General features: G+C 43.1%; 22 protein-coding genes, 1 tRNA gene and 2 pseudogenes. 15 read left to right on the top strand and 10 right to left on the bottom strand.

The window, feature by feature from the left end:
• Positions 1-74: 74 nt before the first annotated feature.
• From OSCI_RS19540 to OSCI_RS19550, 3 genes and pseudogenes are all read left to right on the top strand, one after another.
• Entirely contained in the window at positions 75-1,289 is a 1,215-nt protein-coding gene (locus OSCI_RS19540; protein WP_007356834.1) for an RNA-guided endonuclease InsQ/TnpB family protein, read from the top strand.
• A 378-nt stretch (positions 1,290-1,667) separates the two neighbouring features.
• Positions 1,668-3,019, top strand: a pseudogene (locus OSCI_RS19545) (P-loop NTPase fold protein).
• Positions 3,020-3,465: 446 nt separating this feature from the next.
• Positions 3,466-4,344 (top strand): shikimate dehydrogenase, encoded by an 879-nt coding sequence (locus tag OSCI_RS19550; protein ID WP_007356835.1) that lies wholly within the window; start codon positions 3,466-3,468, stop codon positions 4,342-4,344.
• A gap of 241 nt (positions 4,345-4,585) precedes the next feature.
• Here OSCI_RS19550 and OSCI_RS19555 read toward each other — a convergent pair whose 3' ends face one another.
• Entirely contained in the window at positions 4,586-5,971 is a 1,386-nt protein-coding gene (locus OSCI_RS19555) for a hypothetical protein (RefSeq protein ID WP_007356836.1), read from the bottom strand.
• A gap of 121 nt (positions 5,972-6,092) precedes the next feature.
• The gene (pheA, locus tag OSCI_RS19560) at positions 6,093-6,953 is read right to left on the bottom strand and encodes a prephenate dehydratase (RefSeq protein WP_007356837.1); all 861 of its coding nucleotides are present in this window, start codon (positions 6,951-6,953) and stop codon (positions 6,093-6,095) included.
• 200 nt (positions 6,954-7,153) lie between these two features.
• On the opposite strand from pheA, the gene OSCI_RS19565 reads away from it, so the two are divergent.
• The 4 genes from OSCI_RS19565 to OSCI_RS32065 all read left to right on the top strand — a co-directional run bounded on the left by OSCI_RS19565 (position 7,154) and on the right by OSCI_RS32065 (position 9,934).
• Positions 7,154-7,744, top strand: a complete 591-nt coding sequence (locus OSCI_RS19565) for a DUF1997 domain-containing protein (RefSeq protein ID WP_007356838.1) — start codon at positions 7,154-7,156, stop codon at positions 7,742-7,744.
• A gap of 177 nt (positions 7,745-7,921) precedes the next feature.
• Positions 7,922-9,463 carry a hypothetical protein gene (locus tag OSCI_RS19570; RefSeq protein WP_019486931.1) on the top strand — a complete coding sequence of 514 codons (1,542 nt, stop codon included), beginning with the start codon at positions 7,922-7,924 and terminating at the stop codon, positions 9,461-9,463.
• Between the two features lie 112 nt (positions 9,464-9,575).
• Positions 9,576-9,809 carry a hypothetical protein gene (locus tag OSCI_RS19575; protein ID WP_007356840.1) on the top strand — a complete coding sequence of 78 codons (234 nt, stop codon included), beginning with the start codon at positions 9,576-9,578 and terminating at the stop codon, positions 9,807-9,809.
• On the top strand, positions 9,806-9,934 hold the full coding sequence (locus OSCI_RS32065) for a hypothetical protein (protein WP_007356841.1): 129 nt from the start codon (positions 9,806-9,808) through the stop codon (positions 9,932-9,934). Before OSCI_RS19575 ends, OSCI_RS32065 begins: the two co-directional genes overlap by 4 nt.
• Before the next feature lie 44 nt (positions 9,935-9,978).
• On the opposite strand, the gene OSCI_RS32070 is transcribed toward OSCI_RS32065, so the two are convergent.
• The 3 genes and pseudogenes from OSCI_RS32070 to OSCI_RS19585 all read right to left on the bottom strand — a co-directional run bounded on the left by OSCI_RS32070 (position 9,979) and on the right by OSCI_RS19585 (position 11,127).
• Positions 9,979-10,110 carry a hypothetical protein gene (locus OSCI_RS32070; RefSeq protein ID WP_267880125.1) on the bottom strand — a complete coding sequence of 44 codons (132 nt, stop codon included), beginning with the start codon at positions 10,108-10,110 and terminating at the stop codon, positions 9,979-9,981.
• Positions 10,086-10,170, bottom strand: a tRNA-Ser gene (locus OSCI_RS19580). The genes OSCI_RS32070 and OSCI_RS19580 overlap by 25 nt, the downstream gene beginning before the upstream one ends.
• Positions 10,171-10,207: 37 nt before the next feature.
• Positions 10,208-11,127: pseudogene (locus OSCI_RS19585) on the bottom strand (TIGR04168 family protein).
• 237 nt (positions 11,128-11,364) lie between these two features.
• On the opposite strand from OSCI_RS19585, the gene nadA reads away from it, so the two are divergent.
• Both nadA and OSCI_RS19595 read left to right on the top strand, forming a co-directional pair.
• Positions 11,365-12,336: a quinolinate synthase NadA gene (gene nadA, locus OSCI_RS19590; protein WP_007356844.1), complete on the top strand. Its 972-nt coding sequence runs from the start codon at positions 11,365-11,367 to the stop codon at positions 12,334-12,336.
• Positions 12,337-12,359: 23 nt separating this feature from the next.
• Positions 12,360-12,974, top strand: coding sequence for a TIGR04282 family arsenosugar biosynthesis glycosyltransferase (locus tag OSCI_RS19595; RefSeq protein ID WP_007356845.1), 615 nt, complete (start codon positions 12,360-12,362; stop codon positions 12,972-12,974).
• 91 nt (positions 12,975-13,065) lie between these two features.
• Here OSCI_RS19595 and OSCI_RS19600 read toward each other — a convergent pair whose 3' ends face one another.
• From OSCI_RS19600 to OSCI_RS19610, 3 genes are all read right to left on the bottom strand, one after another.
• Entirely contained in the window at positions 13,066-16,014 is a 2,949-nt protein-coding gene (locus tag OSCI_RS19600; RefSeq protein ID WP_007356846.1) for a CHAT domain-containing protein, read from the bottom strand.
• 66 nt (positions 16,015-16,080) lie between these two features.
• Entirely contained in the window at positions 16,081-16,671 is a 591-nt protein-coding gene (locus OSCI_RS19605; protein ID WP_007356847.1) for a hypothetical protein, read from the bottom strand.
• Positions 16,668-17,051 carry a hypothetical protein gene (locus OSCI_RS19610; protein ID WP_007356848.1) on the bottom strand — a complete coding sequence of 128 codons (384 nt, stop codon included), beginning with the start codon at positions 17,049-17,051 and terminating at the stop codon, positions 16,668-16,670. The genes OSCI_RS19605 and OSCI_RS19610 overlap by 4 nt, the downstream gene beginning before the upstream one ends.
• A 193-nt stretch (positions 17,052-17,244) precedes the next feature.
• Between OSCI_RS19610 and OSCI_RS19615 the strand changes: the two genes are divergently transcribed.
• The 3 genes from OSCI_RS19615 to OSCI_RS19625 all read left to right on the top strand — a co-directional run bounded on the left by OSCI_RS19615 (position 17,245) and on the right by OSCI_RS19625 (position 18,840).
• The gene (locus OSCI_RS19615) at positions 17,245-17,961 is read left to right on the top strand and encodes a TIGR04283 family arsenosugar biosynthesis glycosyltransferase (protein WP_007356849.1); all 717 of its coding nucleotides are present in this window, start codon (positions 17,245-17,247) and stop codon (positions 17,959-17,961) included.
• Between the two features lie 106 nt (positions 17,962-18,067).
• Entirely contained in the window at positions 18,068-18,571 is a 504-nt protein-coding gene (locus tag OSCI_RS19620) for a photosystem I reaction center protein subunit XI (protein ID WP_007356850.1), read from the top strand.
• A 152-nt stretch (positions 18,572-18,723) separates the two neighbouring features.
• Positions 18,724-18,840, top strand: coding sequence for a photosystem I reaction center subunit VIII (locus tag OSCI_RS19625; RefSeq protein ID WP_019486933.1), 117 nt, complete (start codon positions 18,724-18,726; stop codon positions 18,838-18,840).
• Between the two features lie 278 nt (positions 18,841-19,118).
• Here the strand turns inward: OSCI_RS19625 and OSCI_RS30215 are convergent, their stop codons facing one another.
• Positions 19,119-19,334, bottom strand: coding sequence for a hypothetical protein (locus tag OSCI_RS30215; protein WP_007356851.1), 216 nt, complete (start codon positions 19,332-19,334; stop codon positions 19,119-19,121).
• Between the two features lie 49 nt (positions 19,335-19,383).
• Here OSCI_RS30215 and OSCI_RS19630 point away from each other — a divergent pair, with 49 nt between their 5' ends.
• The 3 genes from OSCI_RS19630 to OSCI_RS19640 all read left to right on the top strand — a co-directional run bounded on the left by OSCI_RS19630 (position 19,384) and on the right by OSCI_RS19640 (position 21,831).
• Positions 19,384-19,938: a hypothetical protein gene (locus OSCI_RS19630; protein WP_007356852.1), complete on the top strand. Its 555-nt coding sequence runs from the start codon at positions 19,384-19,386 to the stop codon at positions 19,936-19,938.
• 306 nt (positions 19,939-20,244) lie between these two features.
• On the top strand, positions 20,245-21,132 hold the full coding sequence (locus OSCI_RS19635) for a hypothetical protein (protein WP_007356854.1): 888 nt from the start codon (positions 20,245-20,247) through the stop codon (positions 21,130-21,132).
• A gap of 105 nt (positions 21,133-21,237) precedes the next feature.
• Positions 21,238-21,831, top strand: a complete 594-nt coding sequence (locus OSCI_RS19640) for a DUF2996 domain-containing protein (protein ID WP_007356855.1) — start codon at positions 21,238-21,240, stop codon at positions 21,829-21,831.
• 106 nt (positions 21,832-21,937) lie between these two features.
• On the opposite strand, the gene OSCI_RS19645 is transcribed toward OSCI_RS19640, so the two are convergent.
• Entirely contained in the window at positions 21,938-22,756 is an 819-nt protein-coding gene (locus tag OSCI_RS19645; protein ID WP_007356856.1) for an alpha/beta fold hydrolase, read from the bottom strand.
• Positions 22,757-22,767: the final 11 nt, after the last annotated feature.

A 22,767-nucleotide genomic window follows, 5' to 3' on the forward strand; every position in this document is an offset into this window, starting at 1 on the left:
AATCCGCTCAAATCTACCTAAAAACTGCTCTATGATGACTAAATGAGGAGAAATACCCAACTGTAATTTAGATTATGTACGCCATCAAACTCGAACTCAAACTGAATAATAAGGAACGTACCTTGATGGCGCGACATTCTGGTTATGCTAGATTTTGCTACAACTACGCATTGAATCTTTACCAAGAAGTGAAAAGTCTCCCAGGTGGTAGCAGTAAAAAAGTGGCGGCAATCGAAAGAATTTTCACCAATCATGTCAAGAAAATGCCGGAATATCAATGGACTAACACCCTATCTTCTAGGGTTTATAAAATGACATTCCGGCATTTTAGTGAGGCTTTGTCTCGTTTCTTTAAAGGATTAGGAGAGTTCCCTAAATTCAAAAGGAAAAAAGATGGTGATTCGTTCACCGTAGATGCTGCTGATTGGAATCACTCGGTTTTATTGGCAGCTAACAAATCAATTAAAATTCCTACCCTGGGAAAATTTCGACTTAAAGAATCCATCCCATTCCCTTGCGTAGCGCAGACATTTACTATTTCTCGCACGGCGGATAAATGGTATGTATCCTTTGCTATTAAAGCCGAAAAAATCCCACCAATGTTTCATCCCGTTACTGAACCAGTGGGAATTGACTTAGGAGTATCAACATTCGCTACTATTTCTGATGGTAATTCTTACGAGTCTCCCCGTCCACTCACTCAAGCGAAAACCAAGCTGAGTAAGGCACAGTGGAGAAATCGAAAGAAACAATTAGGCAATAGGAAATTAGGCGTGAGAGCGTCTAAAAATGCTATTATACACTATCGTAGAATCGCTAAGATTCACGCGAAAACTGCCAATGTGCGCCGCGATTTCTTACAGAAAACTACGACCGAAATTAGTCAAAAATATGCTCACATTCGCATCGAAGATTTGAACGTGAGTGGGATGATTGCTAATCATAAGTTAGCGGCGGCTATTTCCGATTGTGGTTTCTATGAATTTCGCCGTCAGTTGACGTATAAAACCGAAATGTATGGCACGAAGGTTGAGCTAGTAGATAGATGGTTTCCTTCTTCTAAAACCTGCTCAAATTGTGGTCATGTTCAGTCAATGCCATTAAAGGAACGAGTGTTTAATTGCGGCGGCTGCAATTTGTTAATTAATCGAGATTTAAACGCGGCAATTAATTTATCTCGTTGTTCAGAAAAAGTAAGACTAGCTCAGTCTGAAGTTACGCCTGTGGACAAGAAGGAGTCGACTCCCTTGGTAGAAGCAGGAAGTGAACATCAAATCTGCCGTAGGTAGATTTGAGTAGGTTTCATGGAGCGGTAAGGACACACTATTGCTTTATCTCTACCGATTTGATGTGCAATCAAAGGGATTTGAGAGAATATCTCGCTCTGTCATACTTTGCTAATGCCTAGATAATTTTTGAGGGGTATAACCCCACATCCTCTAGCTAATATTTTGTGATAAATAATTGACGGTCAGAAAACACTTTCAGGGTGGCTAAGAATAGTTCATAGTAGAGGCGTGAATGCCAACAAGCTGAGTTTTAGGGTGCAAATTAAGATTGTAGATCGAGTGAGCGATCCGAGCATCAATTTCTAGATCTTTTCTGTTTAGTACAATAAGTGAACGAATAAAGTATCAGAGCATAATCTTTTATCTGAGTTAACAGGAATGGAATTAGATTTAGATAGATTTTATAGCGCGTGCAACCCCAGCTATACCCTGCAAGTGGCGAAAGCCGAGGATCGACAATATTACATCGATTTCTCCTCTGTACGCGGCGGCAAAATAATTGAGGAATTGGAGAGAACAATCGTCCGCCTCTCTCCCAACGAGGCAACTTGCCAACTATTTACTGGACACATAGGCTCTGGTAAATCCACTGAATTGCTGCGATTACACGCAGAATTAGAACAGCAGGGATTTCACGTAGTCTACTTTGAGTCTAGCAAAGACTTAGACATGGCGGATGTCGATATCACCGACATTTTATTGAGCGTTGCTCGTCAGGTCAGCGAAAGCCTTGAAAAGAGAAAAATTAAACTGCAAGCCACTGGTTTTAAAGCTTTACTCAGAGGCGTAGCAGACGTTTTTCAAACTCAGATAGATGTAAAAGCGGAAGCTAACTTACCCGGAGTTGGTCAAATGACTGCGGGTACTGATGGCGAATTTTCTCTAGCATTGGGAATTGGCAAAATTACTGCCAAAGCTAAAGATGCTCCCAATCTTCGCTCTGAGTTGAGGCAATATCTAGAACCGCGAACTAATGTAATTTTAGAAGCTCTTAATAAGGAGCTACTAGAACCGGCTGCCAAGCAACTCAAAGAGCAAGGAAAAAAGGACTTGTTGTCATTATCGATAATCTCGATCGCATACATGGGTCTCCAAAACCGAGCGGACGACTTCAGCCCGAATATCTGTTTGTAGACCGGGGCGAACAGTTAAAAAGATTGAATTGTCACGTAGTTTATACAATTCCCTTGGGGTTAATTTTCTCTAATGATTTGTTGCAGTTAACAAATCGATTCGGAGTAGATCCAAAGGTATTGCCAATGGTGCCGGTGCAGTTACGGGATGGTAGCCTATGCGAAGAGGGTATCGAATTGCTACGGCAAATGGTACTAGCTCGTGCTTTTCCTACTGTGGAATCTCAGCAGCGTTCGGCTTTAATTCCCAAGGTTTTTGAGAGTCCTGAAACTCTAGATAGACTGTGCCGTGTTAGTGGGGGTCACGTTCGCAATTTGCTTCAGTTGCTCTACAGTTGTCTTCAGAGAGAAGAGCCGCCGATCTCGCGGAGGACTTTAGAAAATGTCATTATTCAGCGGCGGCATCAGTTAACTTTAGCAATTGAGGCTGATGAGTGGGAATTGCTGCGGCAAGTAGCGGCTATCAAAATCGTGACTGGTGAAACAAAATACCAAACTCTATTACGCAGTCTTTGGGTGTTTGAATACCGTTATGGGGAGGATTATTGGTTTGAGATTAACCCCATTTTGGCTGATGCGAAAGAATTTAAAGTTTAGGGTAATGGGTAATGGGTAATAGGTAATTGGTAATAGCTAATAGGTAATTGGTAATAGCTAATAGGTAATGGCTATTACCCATCTCCCCCCATCTCCCCCAGTCAAGAGTTCCCAATTTTTCCCTAGTCCCTAGCCCCTTCTAATTTTGGGCAGCAACGAAGTATTAACGATGCTACTGGATTTCATATCACTTAATTCTTTCATTTACCCTTGAATCGATTGCAGCGGACTATTGTCCGCTGCAAGTTCCCTAATTACTTTTGACAGCATTTAGTTAGAACAATATACTTACTATATTATGATGAACGAGATCCATAAGTCAATAGGTTTACAAAAGTTTTTATAAAAAATCTGGTTAAATTTAGACTCTAAAAACTTGTACAATGACCTGCAAGAAGTAATAGTTATTTTCCGGCACTTCTCCCGATGTATTTTTGCTGAAAAAAATGATTAAAGGTACAACTAAGCTACTAGGAGTAATAGGTCATCCTATTGAACACTCACTGTCCCCAGTGATGCACAATGCGGCTCTTTCCCATCTAGGGTTGGATATCGTTTACCTGGCTTTTCCTGTGAAACCAGAAGATTTAAACGTTGCCATTTCAGGATTTGCGGCGGTTGGCCTTTTGGGATTTAGCATCACGATTCCTCACAAACAAGGGATCTTACCTTTACTTTCTGAAGTTTCGCCAGTGGCGATCGCAGTTGGTGCAGTCAATACTGTCTACCGTACTGCAAATGGTTGGGGTGGTACAAATACTGATGTTCGAGGATTTCTCGCGCCACTGCGATCGCTATCCTTAAAAACTGGTACCAAACAGGATTGGAGTCAAAAAGTAGCCGTAATTTTAGGTAGCGGTGGCGCTGCGAGAGCGGTTGTGGCTGGGTGCGCTGAGTTAGGGTGTGCGGAGATTCATGTTGTTGGTCGTAGCGAACAGAAATTAACTGAATTTCAGCAAAGTTGGGTAAATTCGCCCCTGGCTGTAAATTTGCTGACTCATACTTGGGAAGAGCTGCCAATGCTAATCTCAAAAGCAGATTTACTGGTAAATGCGACACCAATCGGGATGTATCCGCGTGGAGATGAGTCACCTGTCGCTCTGAGTGCGATCGAGCGATTGTCAGAAGGTGCGATCGCCTACGACTTGATTTATACTCCCAATCCTACTCTGTTTCTCAAACAAGCACAGGAAAGAGGTGCGATCGCCATTGACGGCTTAGAAATGTTAGTACAACAGGGAGCCGCAGCGTTAGAAATCTGGTTACAGCAACCGATTCCAGTAGATGTAATGCGCCAGTCATTGCGGCATCATTTAGGTTTATAGGAATTGTTAACTGTTAACTGTTAACTGTTAACTGTTAATAGTTAATTGGTCATCTGATTGGTAATTGGTAAGATCGTACTTGGTGTAGGGTGTCATTGCGAACGCAGTGAAGCAATCTCAATCCCTTGGGATTGCTTCACTTTGTTCGCAATGACAAGACTGATGCTACCGATTGTTCTTAAGTAAATTTTTCTTCCTCTTCTTCCTTCTTCCTTCTTCCTTCTTCCTTCTTCTTAAACATTCAAGCTTGCTGATATAACCCATACCAATGCCGAACAGCCAACCAAACAACAGATAACAAAGCAGCCAAACTAAGAGTGATACCACTATAAGGAACTAACAAACCTAAAACGGGCAAAATCCCTCCGGCAATAGTCGCAATCACCGCCGCAAATCTGGCGTGATTAATCTTGCCCAATCCCCAAACCATTGCTAATAAAATCAGCGAAATTGCACTCCAAGCAAGTTTAGCATCCATAACCCGGCTCAGATATGTTAAAGAGAGGATACAAGCAAAGAAAATACCAGCCGATATCGCCACATCTCTTAAACTCATTGGCACAGACAAATAAAGCAATCCCAACCACCACAAAAATAGTGCAGGTGCTAATAACAACAATCGAGGTAAAATCCCAGTATTCCGAATCGGGCCAACAGAGGTAAAAACCCCAAAAGGATTGAGAACAGAAACATTGTCATCAAATTTCCAGGTAAACCGAGTTCCCCTACCCTCAACTTTACTTTCAGTAGGAACAATCCCGCTCGCAAAATCAGCATTAGGAAAATCTGCTAGAGCGCTCAAGCTAAAATTAGAAAGCAATTGCCCACTAGCATTGTAAACCCAGCGCGGCCCACCTTGAGCTTGATAAGTAACTTTAAATTTGGTTTCTTCCCCCGCAGCAAGTCGCAGGGGAAAACCATAATCACCCGGATTTACAGGTATTAAACGATTGCCATCTCTCTCAACTTTTAAATTTTGCAATAATTTGTAGCCATAAGGCGGCTGTACTTCAAAGAAAAAATCTTGAGTCTCTCCCAACTTATTGACAATTTGGTAGTCAGCATTAAAATTGGCCTGATAGATCGCTCTTGTCGTTGAGGGGTCAGTTGTTTGATTTAAGTTGACGTTAATTTGAGAACCAGCTAGAGTCATGAAGCGATTAACTTTTCGTGTGGCTTGCACTCTAACTATTTTACCCTCAACTTGGGTATCATAACTATAGGGTTCTTCGATGACGTAGCGGATTTGTGGAGCAGATTGTTCTAAGCGATCGCCAGCGACACTATCCGCAACCTTTGTTACTCTTGCTTGTTCCCAATGGTGATAACGATTGCTGAGAGTAGCAGAAAGAAAAAATCCGCCCACGAGTAGCAGCAAAATTAAGATCGAGTGTTGCAAACCCCGTAACAAAACTGAGTAACGGACAACCCACTCGCCGACGAAGTTTGTGAAATCGGGTTCTTTGCTACGGAGGGCAAAACTCATAAGTGCGATCGCAATCCCTAACGCACCGACGAGAAGGCCTAACTTAAATGATAATTTGAGAATTTGGTTGCCAAATTCTATCAATTCATTGGGATGAGTGAGATCCGGGAGATTGGGGATACCTTGGGCTATTAGCCACATAAAGATAAAGTTAAAAGACAACACGATATCTTACAGTTGTCTAGAGTAAAATTCCTGATAAATGTAACGCCGCTATCTTGACGGTATCTTGACCATAGGGACGGCGGCGTTATCATTCACTCTAGTTAATTGATGCAATGCTGTAACTGCCAAAAATTTTAAGAGTTTCAGTGTAGGTAGCCAACTCTTGCATAGCAGATTTGGCTTCGGCATCCTCAATATTACATTCTAAGTCCATAAAGAAAACATATTCACCAAGCGATCGCTTAGTAGGGCGAGATTCAATCCGACTCAAATTAATCCCTCGACTGGCAAAAACTTGCAAGGGTTTTAGCAGCGTTCCCGGCACATTCGCTGGTACGCTAAAAGCTAAGGATGTATGAGAACAATTAGATGAAGGGTGAATACCCGGTACTGATTTATCGCCCCTACTTAGTACCCAAAATCGGGTATAGTTATCAGGATGATCGTTAATCGGATGAGCTAAAACTGGTAAATTGTAAAGCTCAGCCGCTCGTACAGAGGAAATCACCGCAGCAGTGCGATCGTCAAGGCGAGCGAATGCTACTGTAGTTGAACTCGCAGAAATTAAATGCGCCAAGGGGATAAACTTTTCCAACCATTTCTGACATTGAGCTAACGCTTGCGGGTGAGAGTATACTGTTTTAATCTCGCTAAAACTTTCAGCACGGGATACAAGTGCGTGGGAAATAGGCATTACTAAAGCGTGTTGAATTCGGAGAATATCTAACCGCCACAAGGTATCTAGTGTTACTGTCACGCTACCTTCTATAGAGTTTTCCACTGGGACAACTGCTAACTGAGCCCCCCCTGTGGCCGATGCTTCTATTGCCTGCGAAATGGTTGAATAAGGACATAATAGGCATTCAGCTCCCGACTGACTCAACCACCTGATATAAGCTAGAGCAGCCGTTTCTGCATTAGTACCTGCGGGGCCGAGATGTGCGACGGATATAGTCATACAGTGCAATACAGCGTTACAACTCTTTACTTAAAATTCATCAATCAGAAATTATGATGATGAGATTGCTAATTACCCGAAAACCCTTTATCGCTTAGTTTGGCGAAATTAACACTGCTCAGTATCTAGTCTAAGTTATCTTAATGAGTGTTAAGCTTTATTAAGAGCGCCGGACAAAACCTCTACTTTTACATCCTCTCATGCACATACGATTTAATGCTTCTCAATCCGTTGAAATTCCCGTTCCCCAGCAGCAGGTTCCCATTCAGCATTACTTGCGTCAACCCAAGCGTCTGGTGAATGCTCTCGTAGATCGGAGTCGCCTGGAACAACTGAGCGAGGATTCTTTCCGGCTAAAGATGCGACCTTTGGACTTTATGATGGTAAGCATTCAACCCACTGTAGACTTAAAAGTGTGGGCCCAGCCAGACGGAGCAATTAATTTAAAATCTATAGGCTGTCAAATTCGGGGAGTAGAATACATTAACCAGCGTTTTGCACTGAATCTAAAAGGGCAACTTTCTCCCTATCAAAACAAGGGAGCAACATATCTGATCGGAAAAGCAGATTTAGAGGTACAGGTAGAATTACCGCCGCCTTTTTGGTTAACACCACAACCGATTTTAGAAGCAACGGGGAACGGCTTGCTTAAAAGTGTATTGTTGACAGTTAAACAACGCTTAATGCACCAGTTATTATTAGACTATCAATATTGGGCTGGAAATAAACCAGAGGTTTTAGTGGGCGATCGGACGCAAATATTGTCTGTAGAAGGTCAAACCGGATGGTAGGATCTAGCTCTGGTTTTAGTTGAGAAATAAAAATTAAATAATTTACTTAAAAGTATGTTGTTGGGCTGGAGTATTCTAGATCAATAACATACAAAACGTATATGATTTAATTTTTATTCCTTGGGTGTATTTATAGACAAAGGCAGCTATGCTAAAGATATAAAAGAATCTTTAGCAATGGTTTCAGTAGTCGATAGCCTCATAACCGCCAAGGGGATTGCTATATCTGGGGTTAAGTCTTACAAAAACTATGCGATCGGACGTAATATGACACAGTTACTGATGCCCTATAAAAAAAACGCTATCAAAAAAAAATCTGCAAAATTCCGCTGGTTCGACAGTACGATGGCGCTGATCGCCTTAGTAGATTTCAGCTTAGTATTATTTGACTTTAGTTATATCTCTTGGCGGGATTTCTACTTCCGCCAATTTCCCGCGATTACTCAAATTTACGATCCCTATAAAGGAATTGAACCTAATAGAGAAACCCAGAAATATTTAAACACTGTTAATGCCTTAGAAGCTCAAATCTTGCAAACAGGAACTAACTCTTCTGAAGTAAGCAGCTTATTAGAGCAACTTCGTAGCGAAAGCGTAGAAATGGTTAATCAAAATCCTTTTGCAGTAGCCAACAAGAGTGGAACTCTGGAAAAGATCAAAAATCGAATGCGGAATCGGATTCCTAATCCAGAAGACTCTTCCAAAGAAGCATTCAGAAGATTTTGGAGCAGTGAGTATTTAAATACAAGGGGTTGGCCACAGGAAATCCAATGGTTCAAAAGAGAAATAACACCTTTAATTGCAACCAATTATTATCGTGGTATTGGGGAAAATGGCGAAGTTATTGAACAGTTTTGGAAGATAGACCGCTGGTTTATCCTAATATTTGGTTTAGAGTTTATAGGAAGAACATTTTTCCTCAGTCGCCGCTATCCCGGTTTGACATGGCGAGAAGCAATGCTTTGGCGGTGGTACGATATTTTGCTGTTACTTCCTTTCTGGCGGCTGCTGCGCGTTATTCCAGTTATAATGCGCTTGAATCAAGCAAAGTTGCCCGATCTTGAACCTTTACAAACTGCAATCACCCGGCTTTTTGTTGGTAGTTTTGCACAGGAACTTACGGAAGTTGTGGTGATTCAAATTATCAATCAGATGCAAGGAGCGATTCGTTCTGGGGAGTTGGCGCAACAGTTATTTGAATCCCAGAAACAGCGTTATAAGGATATTAATGATATTAATGAAATAGAGACGATTGCTACTCGCTTAGTGCAAGTAACTGTTTACAAAGTTCTTCCTCAACTTCAGCCAGATTTAGAAGCACTGCTGCGGCATAGTATAGAAAGTACGCTTAAACAATCCCCGGTTTATCAAGGATTGCAGCAAGTACCAGGATTAGGAAATTTACCAGAAAAGCTAGCGGAACAGTTAGTTGGGGAGCTATCTAAATTAGCAGCATTTGGGCCTCAAAATGCCTACGAAGCGTTTAAAGCGGCCGCAGACGATCCTGTAGGTACTCAACTTTCTAATCAGCTAGTGCAGCATTTTGGTAAGGCTTTGGGAAGCGAATTACAACAACAGCAAACTTTGCAGGAAATTCAATTGCTGTTGTCAGATTTCTTAGAGGAAGTGAAGATTAATTATGTTAAGCAGTTAAGTGAGGAAGATTTTCAGAAAATATTGGCGGAAACTAAGCAATTGCACCAAGCTAATCAAAGGTAGTTGAGTGTCAGATATAGGTGCGATCGGTCTTTATTGGATCGTAGAAAGGGAAGTTGACAAAGTTGACAAAACAATGTTAAGTTTGTGGTTAAGTTTTTAGTTGAAAGTAATTATGACTATCAAAGAACAATTCGTTAAGCAAATTGATATGCCCCATTTTGGTCAAACGCCCGAAGAACAATTGCAAAAAAACCAAGGGGCTATGGTTTTGCTAAAACGCTGGTTAGAAGAAAAGATTACACATGAAGAAGCTAAGGCTAGACAGGAATTTTTAGAGACGTTCAAAAAAATTGTTGACGAGGCTAGACCCTCTGGACATAAACTCTATTACCCTGAATCAGAATGATTGTTTTTTTAGATACAGGAATTTTAGGATTAGTTTCCTCTCCTAATGATAAAGTCGAAGTTCAGGAGTGTCAGGAATGGTTTTATGGTTTATTAGCTAGAAGTTGGCGAGAAATTAGGTCTTAAAAAGAGGCGATCGCTTACGATAGTAGATAGCGATCGCCCTTAGTTTACGCAAAAGAGCGATCGCTCACCTTTCTCTGATTATGGTACACATTAAAATCGGGTGAAATCTCACCAGCTAGCGATCGCGACAAACCAAGCATTAACCCAAAAACGGAGAGGGTGGGATTTGAACCCACGGAACCTTTCAGTTCACTTGATTTCAAGTCAAGCGCATTCGACCACTCTGCCACCTCTCCAGGCGCATCCACTTTATCATATCAGAACACCTCACCATTAACAAACAACCTGCACCATCGGATCGATCCGCCGATATAAAATCTGTTCCAAGGCCACAGCGAAATCATCCCCAACCCAAACCAGAGAAACCTCCGACACTATCCCCCCTTCCAGCAACACCACCGAAAAATTCCGCAGTCGCCTCCTTCCCTCTTCCACAATTCGGGGTACTCTCGCCGCATTCAAATACACCGTCTCCTCAGCGCTTACCTCTACCGACTTCCGCAAAACCTTCTTTGTGTGGCGCAGGTTGTGGTGCATATGACCAAATGTCACCAGCGGAATCTGCTTCCCAGCAGCGCGAGTTTGCGCGATCGCATCTCCAAAATCTGGATCGCCAAAATCCCCCCCAACGGCTTCCAATCTCTCCCACAGGGATCTTCCGGCGCATCCCCCAAACCAGTTGGCCCAGTGTGGCCCAAAAAAATCAGGCTTTCACAATCCGCCTCAGCCGCAGCCGCAGCAATCCGCCGCGTAGACTCTGCAAAATTCTCCACCCCAAACCACTCACTGTAAAAATCTGGATACTTCCAATCGGGCCCTCCCCAAGTAAAAGGCCGACCCCCTACCACCGTCACACCCAACTCTGGAAAGTCTCGCTTTCCATACCCAACATGAGCTTCTCCCATTAAATCTAACTGCTGCTGCACCCGATTTTCCTGCTGGCGATCGTAAGGGCACTGACTTCTACCCCACTCCGTCGCCGTGTACCAAGCATCGTGATTGCCAAAAACCGCCGCCTTGGGAATATCCAAAGATGCGATCGCCTGTACTACCTCCACCGACTCATTCCCAAAATCTCCCACAAACAACACCAAATCAACACCTAGATGCTTCAGAGCAAGCCCATCCTCAGCTTCCCACCGATCGTGAACGTCCCCCACTACCACAATTTTGATAACCTTAGCTTCATTCATCTGATTCACCATATTGCGATCGCTCTCTAGCCCCTTATTAATCCCCTTATTAATCCAGCATAGGAAACCCAGAGCAATTTTTGTACTCCCCCGGTAAGGAAGAGAATTAAAAATTAGAAATTAAAAATTGAAAAATATCAATTTTAATTTTTTTAGCCTCACAGCCATTTTTGGTGAATTCAACTATAATTCAAATACACTTTATTCAGCCCCAACTCACCCCTAAAGGTTACTACTGTGTTTACCATCGCCGCAACTCAGCCAAATACTCTCATTCCCAGACTACCTCACGACTTGTTTGCAGCCATTAAAACCCTCAAACAAGAACTAAACGCCGTCATCCTCGCTCATTATTACCAAGATCCCGACATTCAAGACATAGCAGACTACATCGGCGACTCCCTCGAACTGGCCCGCAAAGCGGCTAATACTAACGCCGATGTCATCGTCTTTGCCGGCGTTCACTTCATGGCAGAAACAGCCAAAATTCTTAACCCGAATAAACTCGTATTACTCCCTGATTTAAATGCAGGTTGTTCCCTAGCTGATAGTTGCCCTCCCGATGCTTTTGCAGCCTTTAAAGCCGAACATCCCGACCATTTAGTAATTTCTTATATCAATTGCACTGCCGCAATTAAGGCAATGAGCGACATTATTTGTACAAGTTCTAATTCTGTCAAAATTGTCAACCAAATTCCCAAAAATCAACCGATTATTTTTGGCCCAGATCGCAATCTCGGTCGCTACGTTGCCAAACAAACTGGTAGAGATATGGTACTCTGGCAAGGGGCGTGCATGGTTCACGAAATCTTCTCAGAAAAGAAGATAGTACAGCTCAAAATCGAACATCCCGAAGCCGAAGTAATTGCTCATCCAGAATGCGAACCGCCAGTTTTACGCCATGCTAATTATATTGGTTCGACAACGGCATTGCTCAAGTATTCTCAATCGAGTCTCAGTGAAACTTTCATTGTTGCGACTGAACCGGGAATTATTCACCAAATGCAGAAAGAATCTCCCGAAAAACAATTCATTCCTGCTCCTCCGACTAATAATTGTGCTTGCAATGAATGTCCGCACATGAGATTAAATACTTTAGAAAAATTGTATCTGGCTATGAAAAATCGCACTCCTGAGATTACCTTAGCTGGTGATATCCAAGCAGCAGCTTTACGACCAATTCAGCGGATGTTAGAAATGAGTATGTAAAATCTCTGGACTTTTAATCAATAATGAAAGAAAAGTTGATCGTTTTTACCCGCTATCCCGAAGCGGGAAAGACTAAAACTCGGCTGATTCCAGTGCTAGGAAAAGAAGGTGCGGCAAAACTTCATCAACAACTGACTGAAGGCACTATTTCCCAAGCTAAGCAACTCAAAAATACTCGCCAACTTTTTGTAGAAGTTAACTTCACAGGAGGTAGCGAGGAACTCATGGAAGCATGGCTGGGAAATGATATTTTTTACCAAAATCAGGTGACAGGTGATTTGGGTATAAAAATGGCGGCTGCGTTTGAGATGTCTTTTAATTCTGGTGTTGAGAAAGTTGTGCTTATTGGTACTGATTGTCCAGGTTTGAACTCTCAATTAATTGCCCTAGCTTTTGAGGAACTTGAAGGTCAAGACTTGGTGCTGGGCCCAGCTTTAGATGGAGGTTATTATCTGATTGGTTTGCGGAGGTTTGTACCGGAAATTTTCATGGGTATTAACTGGGGAACGGCTGAGGTTTTGGGTCAAAGTGTCGCGATCGCACAGAATCTCAATTTAGCCATTGCTTATCTTTCCCCACTCGCTGATATTGACCGGCCGGAGGATCTTTCTATTTTACCCCCCAGCATTAATCTATGACAAAATCGCATATCAGTGGCAATTTTATAGTTCTATTTTTAGTCAACGGCAATCTTACGGATACATTAGGTAAATATAGTGATAGATAGGATTAACGCAAACCAGAACAGGTAAAAGCTGCCCAGTAATGAGGATGTAAAAAGGGTTGAGCGTCGATAGAATTTCTGACTTCCTCAATTTGAAGTGTTACTCCGGCGTACTTGCGGTATTCACCATCCCATTTTAAATAGTCTGCTGAACTAGGCGGGTATTGATTGCGCTGTTTTCTAGCAGCTTGGCGCTTCGCTTGTACCTCTAAGGATAATGGTTTGATATCTTCTTGGGTGAGCGATCGCAATTTTTTCTGTGCTTGTTGCAAAGCTTCTGGGCGGCTTCTACCTTGTTGTCGTTCCTGATAGTAGAAAATAGAAAACAGGGCTGTAGCCAAGTCATTCACTGACCACAGCGTACTGATAACACTTCTCGCACCCGCACACAAAAAGCCTGTCGATAGGGTCAGAATTTCATCAGCCAAAGATTCAGGAACTCCCAAATTTGTCTCGCAACAGGAGAGAAATACATCCCAGAGGTTCGGAAGTCGCCAACCTGGAGTCAGCAGTTCTCCCAGTGTCAATGTCTCATCTGCCAGTATCAGTTTTGATTCTAGTGGTTTATCAAGACGAGATTGGGCATGGTGGCAGGAGTGAAGTAACTGAACTTGTAAAGCTAACTGACGGTAGTTGCTTTTTGTAGCTTGGCTGCGACCTTTCAAACGCTGACTTTCAGGGATATTGAATAGATTAGCAATTTGCTCTGCTTCAAAACTGGCGCAGGCTAAGTCTTCTGTGGCATCTTCAACGATACCGTAGTTGAGAGAATCTCCACTTGGGTGTCGGTTTTCGCGTTCTTGGCAGAATTCTAAAACTTGGCAACTGGGGGCATAGCGAATCAGAAATTTGTCACCCAAATAGGAGTGTTCAGTGTCTTGAATCGGTAAAGCTGCAAGAGGAATTTGGTGCAACAGCAAGTGAGGTACTAAAATCAGTTCTTCGATGCCTTGGAGATATTGGTCAATCAGGTTATTGATTTGTAAACGTTGAGCTAGTTCAGCCAAGAAATCATTAAGCTGAGACTGCCAAGTGCCTTTATCGTTAAGATATGGCTGCAACCAGTTTTGCTCAATCCAGTTTTGCAATATTTCTATTCCTTCTCCCATACAGGTATGGAGAGAGGGAGTTGACTGATTTTGTCGTAGGACAAAGATATAAGTGTTGTCGGTAGTTGTGTAGAAACTCAGGATAGCAGTGGTTGGTCGATCGATAAGTTTCTGCATCTTGGCGAATTCAAGGGGGCTAACTTGAATTTCGCCAGCGAGTACGGGGTCTAACCCTCTGATTTGTTCAAAGACTTGATCTTTTTGGGTTTCTAGGATAGCGATCGCTTCATTGTAAGCTTGAAAAGCAGCGCGATTCTTGGTAAGGCTTCCCGATTCCATTAATTCTCGGTTGCTCTCAGAACCATTACGGAATCGTTCAGAGTCAATTTGCTTTTGTAAAGCTTCATATTGCTGCAATAATTCTTGCACTTCCGAAGGGATTTCGCCGCCAGAGTAGAGGTCATTACTTGCCATCAAATCTACGATACGTTTGGAACGAGAGCGTTCGACAGTTTCAATCGCTTTATCCATTTGAGCAGCATTGATGCAGGCTTGCACCATTTTTTCATAGATATCAATTGCTTCTGCTACTATTTCTTGACGACGGGAATCAGAAGTTGTCCAACTACGACTAATTTCTAGTGCTTCGATCGCAGCAGAATAGCCTTCAATTGCTTGTTCCCAGAACCCAAAAATAAATGCTGTAATGCCCAGATTACATCCGTCTCTGAAGCATTCTACAGGAAAAGCGGTTGGAGTATCTATTTCTAAAGCTAGGCGGTAAGATTTAATAGCCTTATTAATCTGACCCTTAGTAGTGTAAACTGTAGCTAGATTGTTTTGAGTCTCAGCCCAATCTTTAGGGAATGCTTCACGAGTATAAACTTGCAAGGTTGATTGATAAGCAGCTATTGCCTGTTCTAAATGTTCTAATTTATCGCCACTAACTCTGTCGCAGTAAGCATTACCTAAATTATTTTGCAGCATAGCCCAATCTACAGGAAATTCTTCATAGGTGTAGATTTGCAAGGCTGATTGATAACCAGTAATTGCGACTTCTAGGTTCTCAGCGCGGTTGCCTTCAGTCCACTCATTGTAAACAAGAGACAGATTATTTTGAGTCATCGCCCAATCTTCAGGGTATGCCTCAACAGTGAAAACTTGCAAAGCAGATTCGTAAGATACAATTGCCAACTTTAAGTTTTTGTTACGGCTGCCGCTAATCCGGTTGGAATAGGCATTACCCAAATTATTATGAGCTAATGCCCAATATCGAGGAAACGTATCTTTAGTTAGGACTTGTAAAGCATTTTGACAAGCTATGATTGCTTGCTCCATGTTATTTGCTCGGTCGCCGTAAATTCGCTTTCTATAGGTAGCTCCCAAATTAATTTGAGTTGCGGCCCATTCTTCTGGAAACGTCTCGCATACTTCAACATCCAGAGCATTTTTGAAGCAAGCAATTGCCCTCTCTAAATTTTGTGCTCGTTCACTACTAATATGGTCGAGGTAAACAGTGCCTAAATTCCTTTCGGTTACAGCCCATTCTTGTGGGAAAGCTTCACGGGTAAGAACAGTCGAAGCTATCTCATAGCCTGCCTTTGCTATTTTTAATTTAAGTGTCTTGTTGCCTAGAGGAAAATCTTTAATTAAGTTACTGATATTGACAATATATACTGCCACATCTCGTGCCATTTCTGAGGGTACAAAGGACAACTTTTTCTTTTCCCATTTTTGCAATAAAAAAGCAAAGTTATCATCTAATTTATCCAAGTTTGCTTTTAAAAAAGAGTTAACTGCTCCTGGGTTGCTTTTGCTATCGATTACGATTTGTAATAATTTATCTAAAAATTTTTGGTAATTTTTGCCGTGTTTTTTATTGAAATCGCCAAATCCTTTTCCCATATAAATTATACCCTCAAAAAACGATCGGAAAATTAAAAATAATTTGTATACTACTTTGTCCCCAGATTAAAAATTTGATTGATGAAACTCTTCTAATTTCTCTAACAAGCTTTCTGTCAAATCCAGTAACTCAATTGCATCATTATTGTCACTTAAATCGCGATTATTGGCAGTAGTTACACCACCAGCCAAAAAATTTCGTGCAGTACCAATCCTGACATCTCCATCGGTAATGCTCAAGCATTGTTCTAAATGTGCCACAATCTGAGGTAATCCCTCAGTTTCTAGTCGCTGTTGCACTTTAACAGCTAAAGGACTATGACTTTCTCGCACCCACACGGCGGCCGGATAATCGCTTGCCAAAAATCTTTTCACAGCCTGAATAACATCTAAATACCACCACCAACGTTGAGGAGAAATAAGTTGAGCTTTTCGTTTCTCTGTTAAATTGACAAAGCGCGATAATTCTTGATAAAAATCATAGGCTTTCTCAACTAATTGGCTATCTGCTTTTGCCAGTAATGTTTTTTCTTCATCACTGAGTCGAGATTCAATTTCTGTCAGGCGATCGCGAATTTCCAGCATTTCTAAATGCTCCGCACCACTAACATCAGGAAACTCGACACTCACGCAATAACTTTTTAAGAGAGAATTCATATTTCTAACTCCTTAACTGAACCTAAATAAACAAACTCTGATTTAGCTAAATGGCCTTCGGGGTTACGGGGAGGAAAGGCAGTTTCTAAAACTCCATCCAAGCCAATCATTACTAACCAAATTATATTCTCCACATTAGCTACCAGGGTCGGATAAATTGTTTCTCCATACACATAGATATAAACATTAGTATTAGAATTGTTAGCAACAAAAGTGATAATGGTATTATATTGCTCAAGGGTAGTATCATCGGGCAAATGACCTCGGCTAATCCTTTTGCTCAGATGACGAGTTGCTTTTCCAGGTTTCCAAATGATTTGCTCTCTAACTCTCGCAATCGCTTGAAAAACAGCTATTCGTTTAACTTCATCAAGAATCAATTTACCTTTACCTTTCCTACTATCTTCATTATATCTATAGTAATATTTTTGTAAATAATGTCAAAATCGAGGCGCTACCGTAATTGTAGCGATAATACAAGGTTATAATCTAGCCGCATCAAGGTTTTCAGCCTTTGTTATCCACTAAATTTGTATCAACCACTACTCTTGACTCCAAGCATCTGGGAGAGCCATGCCAGATTCACCACCTGTAAAAATTTCTATCATCATCCCAGTATTAAATGAAGCCAAAGCGATCGCGCAAACCATCAAATCTGCTCAAAATGCAGTTGACATAGAAATCATCGTCGTAGACGGCGGGAGCACAGACAGCAGTATTGAGGCAGCCTCCGGTGTTAAAATTATCTCCGCCCCAGTAGGCCGCGCCATTCAAATGAATGCCGGTGCAGCCACCGCTAACGGCGACATCCTACTATTTCTCCACGCCGATACTCTTTTACCTGTTGGGTTCGATACTTGGGTAAGACAAATCCTAGCCCAACCTGGAATCATTGCCGGGGCCTTCCAATTGAAAATAGATGGCAAAACTCCGGGTCTGCGACTGGTTGAAAAAATGGTAAATCTGCGATCGCGCTACTTCCAAATGCCCTACGGCGACCAAGCTATTTTTCTTAAAACCACTACCTTTCAACAACTCGGCGGCTTTCCCAACCAGCCAATAATGGAAGACTTTGAACTGATCCGACGATTACAGCACCAAGGAAAAATTGCGCTCTCTCCCCTCCATGTTCTCACCTCCGCCCGTCGCTGGCAAAAACTCGGCATTCTCAAAACCACCCTCATTAACCAGATCGTCATAATTGCCTATTTCTTGGGAGTGTCGCCAGACCGCCTCGCATCCTGGTATCGTCAAAACCATAAAAATGCTGTGGCTGACAACCAAAAGTGAACTTTTCTAAAGCTGGCAGCCAATTCTGCAATTACGCAACCCCTCCCTGCTTAAAATATGACCTTAAGTTGCGATCGCAATTTTGAATAAGTGAGGAAAAAAAAGTATGGCCGATCCCAGAGACGCAGAGCTCATTAAACCCTTTAACGGCGATCCATTCGTGGGTCATCTAGCCACCCCCATCAGTGCTTCTGATTTCACCAAAACTTTCATCGGCAACCTACCCGCCTACCGCAAAAATCTCTCCCCCATCGTTCGGGGTCTAGAGATTGGTTTGGCACACGGTTACTTCCTCGTGGGCCCGGAGATCGTCTTCGGCCCTTTGCGGGATTATCCAGAAGCAGCTAATTTGGGCGGATTAATTACAGCCCTCGTCCTAGTGCTGCTAGGCACTGCCGGTATGTCTGCCTACGGCTTAGTCTCTTTCAAAGAGGACAGTGGCTACCCAAGCGCTAATCCTCAAACTCCTGAAGCCTTAAAAAATGCTGAAGGCTGGAGCCAACTAACCGCTGGGTTTTTCATCGGTGGTGCAGCCGGCGCTTTCGTAGCCTACTTCCTTCTGGAAAATTTCAAGGGCGTAGATGCCATCTTCCGGGGCTTGGTTAACTAAACCCTTTGCCTCACAATGGTGGGGTTGGGGCAGGAATTATTACTCTCCAATCCCGACTTTTGTTAAGAATTTTGAGCAGTGAGAGCTTTTACTGACTTCTAAGTAATATCCCTGTTCCCAGACTGTAATACTTTAGATTTGGAGAATTAAACATGACAGGTTCCTACGCAGCTTCTTTCTTACCTTGGATCTTGATTCCAGCAATCACTTGGCTTTTTCCATTGGTAGCTATGGGTCTACTTTTTATCTACATAGAAAGCGAGGCATAATCCTCGTAAGCATCTTAGAGTTAAAATCCGCTCAGCTTTAACTCATCTTTTGAAAAAAATCCTCTGTTACAAGCGGGGGATTTTTTTCTGGAAAGCTAAGGTAGAGGAAGTTTTCGAGTTGAGAGGGCGCGATACCAGCAGACTTTTCCCCTTCTGATAACAAATCCGGCTTTACTACCCCCTTTATTGTCATTGCGAGCGAAGCGAAGCAATCGCCTAGCCTCTGCGATTGCTTCGCTTCGCTCGCAATGACGGATTATTACTAATAAAGGGGATGACTAACCCGGATTTGGTACGAGTCGATCGCCGCTAATCTTGCCCTTAGCTAAAGAAAATATCCTCTCTTGTGCGATCGCGCCAGCTCCGAGTCGCCGCCCACCAACAAAACGGGAAATAATTGCGTAATCGAACTTTACTGCCGTGAAGTTGCCTACTAAGCTTCCTCCCTTAGCTGGGAATGACTTAGAAATCGGCTGTAGAGGACAGATAAGCAACTATTAAGTCACAATTGTTACCATAAACTCAATTCTTGAGGAAATAACGATGAAATTCCCCCCTATGCGTAGAATCCTAGCTCCCTTTCTAATCGCGATGATGCTGTTTGTGACGGCGTGCGGGGATAAAGCCCCCACCCGCTGGGACAAAGCTCAGCAAGAAAGTACCCAAAAACCTAAAACAACGCAGACAAAAGCCCAACAACCTACTCAAACAACTAATGCCCAGAAACTTCCCAACAAACCCGTAGCTGGAGGCAAATTAAATCGCTTCTTCCCCCCTAACGGCGGTGGCTACACTCGCACTTTCGCTCAGGAAAAAGCAGGTTTTGCTGAAGCGAAGTTGAAACAAGGTGGCAAAGATGTGGCAATGCTGTCTATTAATGACATCGCTGGCAATCCCAGTGCGGCAACCAAATTTGAGAAGAGTACCCAGAAAATAGGCGGCTATCCTGCTGTTAAACAAGGATCTACGACTACCGCTGTCCTAGTAGCCAACCGCTACCAGGTGAAAGTTCAGTCCAAAACTCCCTCTTTTAGTGCTAGCGATCGCGAAGATTGGCTCGAAAAATTCAATCTCAGCGGCCTTGCCAACCTCAAATAAGGCTGCCTACCTTGTAGAAGGGCGATCGCAGTCTCTACATTTGATATTGACACACTAATGAGATACAGGTTGGCAAAACCTCCAACCCTTTGAAACTGAGCCTTCTGAGGCTTACTCATCTACTATTCATTTCATAAGTAATTACAACCTGGATTTCTGGCAAGTGCCTAAAGGCTTTAAGGCTTGCGCCATTGCGCCTTGTTCGCCTATCTCTCAAGAATCTCATTTCCCTTTGGCAGAACTTGCGGCACAGCCTGAGTGGGGTGAGAGTGTTAAATCCGCTCAAAAATAAGGAGCCTGTCTGTTATGAGCAAAACCATCTTTGAATTAGTAGATCAACTTCCCAAAGACAACATGACCGTTAAAGCGCTGCGAGCGCTTGACTTTGTGGTTCCTGGTCAATGGGATAATTTAGTTGGCTTTGAAAACACAATCCGCACAGTCACAGGCGAAACTGACGAAGAACTAATCCAGCAAATAGGCGATCGCGCCATCTACCTTTATAACGACAAATCCCAGGGATACCAACGGGCTCTATGGCTCTACCAAACTATCGACAGTGCAGGTAGTGCGCTGGGTGCAGCAGCCTTAGCAAATAAAGTTTCCCAAAATGTTCCTTTCTTGGGATTGCTTGGCAACCTCACCCCCAAACCTGAAAAAGCCCAAACTATTGACCTATCCTTAAAATTAGTCACCGAACTTTTGGCTTTCTGCCAAATTAACGGCATCCCTGGCGATAGCATCGGCGATTTTGTCGGCTCTTTAGGTGACTACGGTGGCGAGTCTCTGATGCGAATGGCAGCTTTGGTTTGCTTTGATGGTTTAATTCCTCTAGGCCCCAACTTTATCATGGCCACTCAGTCCTGGATTGAAAGGCTCTCACCCAAGGATTTAGCAGAAAATCAAGCCTTTAAGCAAATGGGCGATATGATTCCAGGGGGTTCTCCCGCAGGCAAGCTAGGTTTTATTGGCGAAAGCTTCTCCTCGGTTTCTGGCTGGATGAGCAATTTTGTGAACGAACGCGGTTTGACTCCCCAAAACGTACTCGGTCATTTGCAGACTTTTGTAGAAATTTCTGATGACAAGGTAGACTATGTGGGTGCTTTCCTGGATATGACTACTAACTACTACGAACACACTGGTGTCCAAACTCTTGCTCGCCGCTTGATTGAACGCGCTGTAGCTGAGATTTAAAATAGCCCAAGCAGCTTTAAAATGTAGAGGTGCGATCGCTCGTACCTCTGCAAAAGAGAACCCAGAATTATTGTTGAAAACGGAATTCTTTGATAGGTAGCATCAATGGCAGAAGAAGTAAAAAATCCTAACGCTGGGGAAGCGGGGACTCCTGAAATTGCTCAAGAACACGCTCCGAGTTCTGACCAACCAGAGACAAGTGACATTCCCAGTACCGACAAGCCTCAGCCAGAGGCGAAAAATACAGAGGCGAAAAAGCCAGCCGCTAAACCTGCGGCTGATAAAGCCGCCGCAGCTAAGCCTCCGAAGAAGGAGAAGGCTCCTGCTTTGGAAGATAAGCCTTTTGCAGATTTTATTCAGCAAGACTATTTGCCAGCTTTACAGACCGCTTTGGACAAACAGGGAGTTAAGGATTTAGACCTGACTTTCGCTAAGCAAAAATTTGCGATCGCAGGTTTGAATGCAGCAGAAGAATGCTGGCAAATTATTGGCAAGTTCCAAGGAGGTCAGCGGCAATTCAATCTCTATTTCCCTAAAGAAGATATCCAAGCTCAAAGAGCTTTTTCTTGTGCGGAAAACGGCACTAAAACCAGTACCTTGGAACCTTTCTTAATTGACGAACGTAAGATTACGTTGGACTTGATGGTGTTCGGCGTTGTCCAGCGGCTCAACGCTCAAAAGTGGCTGAAACGAAATTAGCACCAGGGGAAGGAGAAGATAAAAGTTTTGAGTTTGAAGTTTTAAGTCTTGAGTAGAAGACAATTCAAAATTCTTTTTCCTTCCTTCTTCCCTCTTCCTTCTTCCTTCAACTACCAACTGCTGCCAGTTGTTCTTCGTCCCGCTGTAACAGCAAATTGTGTTCTTTAATAATGGCGTAGAGGTCAACGTCGGTTTCCAGCAAGCAGGCGTGTCCGCTCATTGGCAGCACGATCATCTCGGCATTTGGTATTCGTTTGACTAAAAGTTTCGCTTCTGCTAAAGATGGCAAAAGTCGGTCGGCTCCGCTAGCAATTACCAGCGTTGGTTGTTTAATACTACGTAACTGGTTTTCCCCTACATCGAACGATCGCACTAAAGCCAGTCGCCAAATAGTCGTTCTCTGAGGCACTGCCTGCATCGCTTCTAGCAAGGCTTGGCGCTCGCTCCTCCCAATCTTTCCTAAAGATGCTAAAACTGGCAGCAGCCCTAATATCGATAAAGGATAAATGTTTGCGGGCAACCACTGGGTCAGGTACGAGCCCCACTCCATCCAAGGCTGCTGTCTAAATGAAGACGCGGGATTAACTAAAATTAGCCGCTCAAAAAGGTGAGGAGCCTCTAATATGACTTTCATCGCCAAGCACCCCCCAAATGACTCACCACACAGGTAAACAGACCGATGATTTCCCGCTGCCTTTTCTGCTTCAATCAAGGCTATGGTCTCGCTCACAAGTACGTCCCAACTCGCCATGTCAGTAGGGGGGATGGCTAGACAACGGATGTCAAAGCCCTCTACTAATTTGGGAATTTGCGATCGCAGCAATTGACCGCTACCATCCATTCCGGGCAGAAATACAAACAATGGATACTCAACTCTAGGCAGTTTCGGCGTAAGGAGACGAATGTGGTTCTTCGCATCTAGCATGATTAAACTCA

Source organism: Kamptonema sp. PCC 6506, assembly GCF_000180455.1.
GTDB classification, from domain to species: domain Bacteria; phylum Cyanobacteriota; class Cyanobacteriia; order Cyanobacteriales; family Microcoleaceae; genus Kamptonema; species Kamptonema formosum.

Coding starts and splice junctions, on each gene's coding strand:
- OSCI_RS19540 (WP_007356834.1), top strand. CDS start 75: ATGTACGCCATCAAACTCGAACTCAAACTGAATAATAAGGAACGTACC.
- OSCI_RS19550 (WP_007356835.1), top strand. CDS start 3,466: ATGATTAAAGGTACAACTAAGCTACTAGGAGTAATAGGTCATCCTATT.
- OSCI_RS19555 (WP_007356836.1), bottom strand. CDS start 5,971: ATGTGGCTAATAGCCCAAGGTATCCCCAATCTCCCGGATCTCACTCAT.
- pheA (WP_007356837.1), bottom strand. CDS start 6,953: ATGACTATATCCGTCGCACATCTCGGCCCCGCAGGTACTAATGCAGAA.
- OSCI_RS19565 (WP_007356838.1), top strand. CDS start 7,154: ATGCACATACGATTTAATGCTTCTCAATCCGTTGAAATTCCCGTTCCC.
- OSCI_RS19570 (WP_019486931.1), top strand. CDS start 7,922: ATGGTTTCAGTAGTCGATAGCCTCATAACCGCCAAGGGGATTGCTATA.
- OSCI_RS19575 (WP_007356840.1), top strand. CDS start 9,576: ATGACTATCAAAGAACAATTCGTTAAGCAAATTGATATGCCCCATTTT.
- OSCI_RS32065 (WP_007356841.1), top strand. CDS start 9,806: ATGATTGTTTTTTTAGATACAGGAATTTTAGGATTAGTTTCCTCTCCT.
- OSCI_RS19595 (WP_007356845.1), top strand. CDS start 12,360: ATGAAAGAAAAGTTGATCGTTTTTACCCGCTATCCCGAAGCGGGAAAG.
- OSCI_RS19600 (WP_007356846.1), bottom strand. CDS start 16,014: ATGGGAAAAGGATTTGGCGATTTCAATAAAAAACACGGCAAAAATTAC.
- OSCI_RS19605 (WP_007356847.1), bottom strand. CDS start 16,671: ATGAATTCTCTCTTAAAAAGTTATTGCGTGAGTGTCGAGTTTCCTGAT.
- OSCI_RS19615 (WP_007356849.1), top strand. CDS start 17,245: ATGCCAGATTCACCACCTGTAAAAATTTCTATCATCATCCCAGTATTA.
- OSCI_RS19620 (WP_007356850.1), top strand. CDS start 18,068: ATGGCCGATCCCAGAGACGCAGAGCTCATTAAACCCTTTAACGGCGAT.
- OSCI_RS19625 (WP_019486933.1), top strand. CDS start 18,724: ATGACAGGTTCCTACGCAGCTTCTTTCTTACCTTGGATCTTGATTCCA.
- OSCI_RS19630 (WP_007356852.1), top strand. CDS start 19,384: ATGAAATTCCCCCCTATGCGTAGAATCCTAGCTCCCTTTCTAATCGCG.
- OSCI_RS19635 (WP_007356854.1), top strand. CDS start 20,245: ATGAGCAAAACCATCTTTGAATTAGTAGATCAACTTCCCAAAGACAAC.
- OSCI_RS19640 (WP_007356855.1), top strand. CDS start 21,238: ATGGCAGAAGAAGTAAAAAATCCTAACGCTGGGGAAGCGGGGACTCCT.
- OSCI_RS19645 (WP_007356856.1), bottom strand. CDS start 22,756: ATGCTAGATGCGAAGAACCACATTCGTCTCCTTACGCCGAAACTGCCT.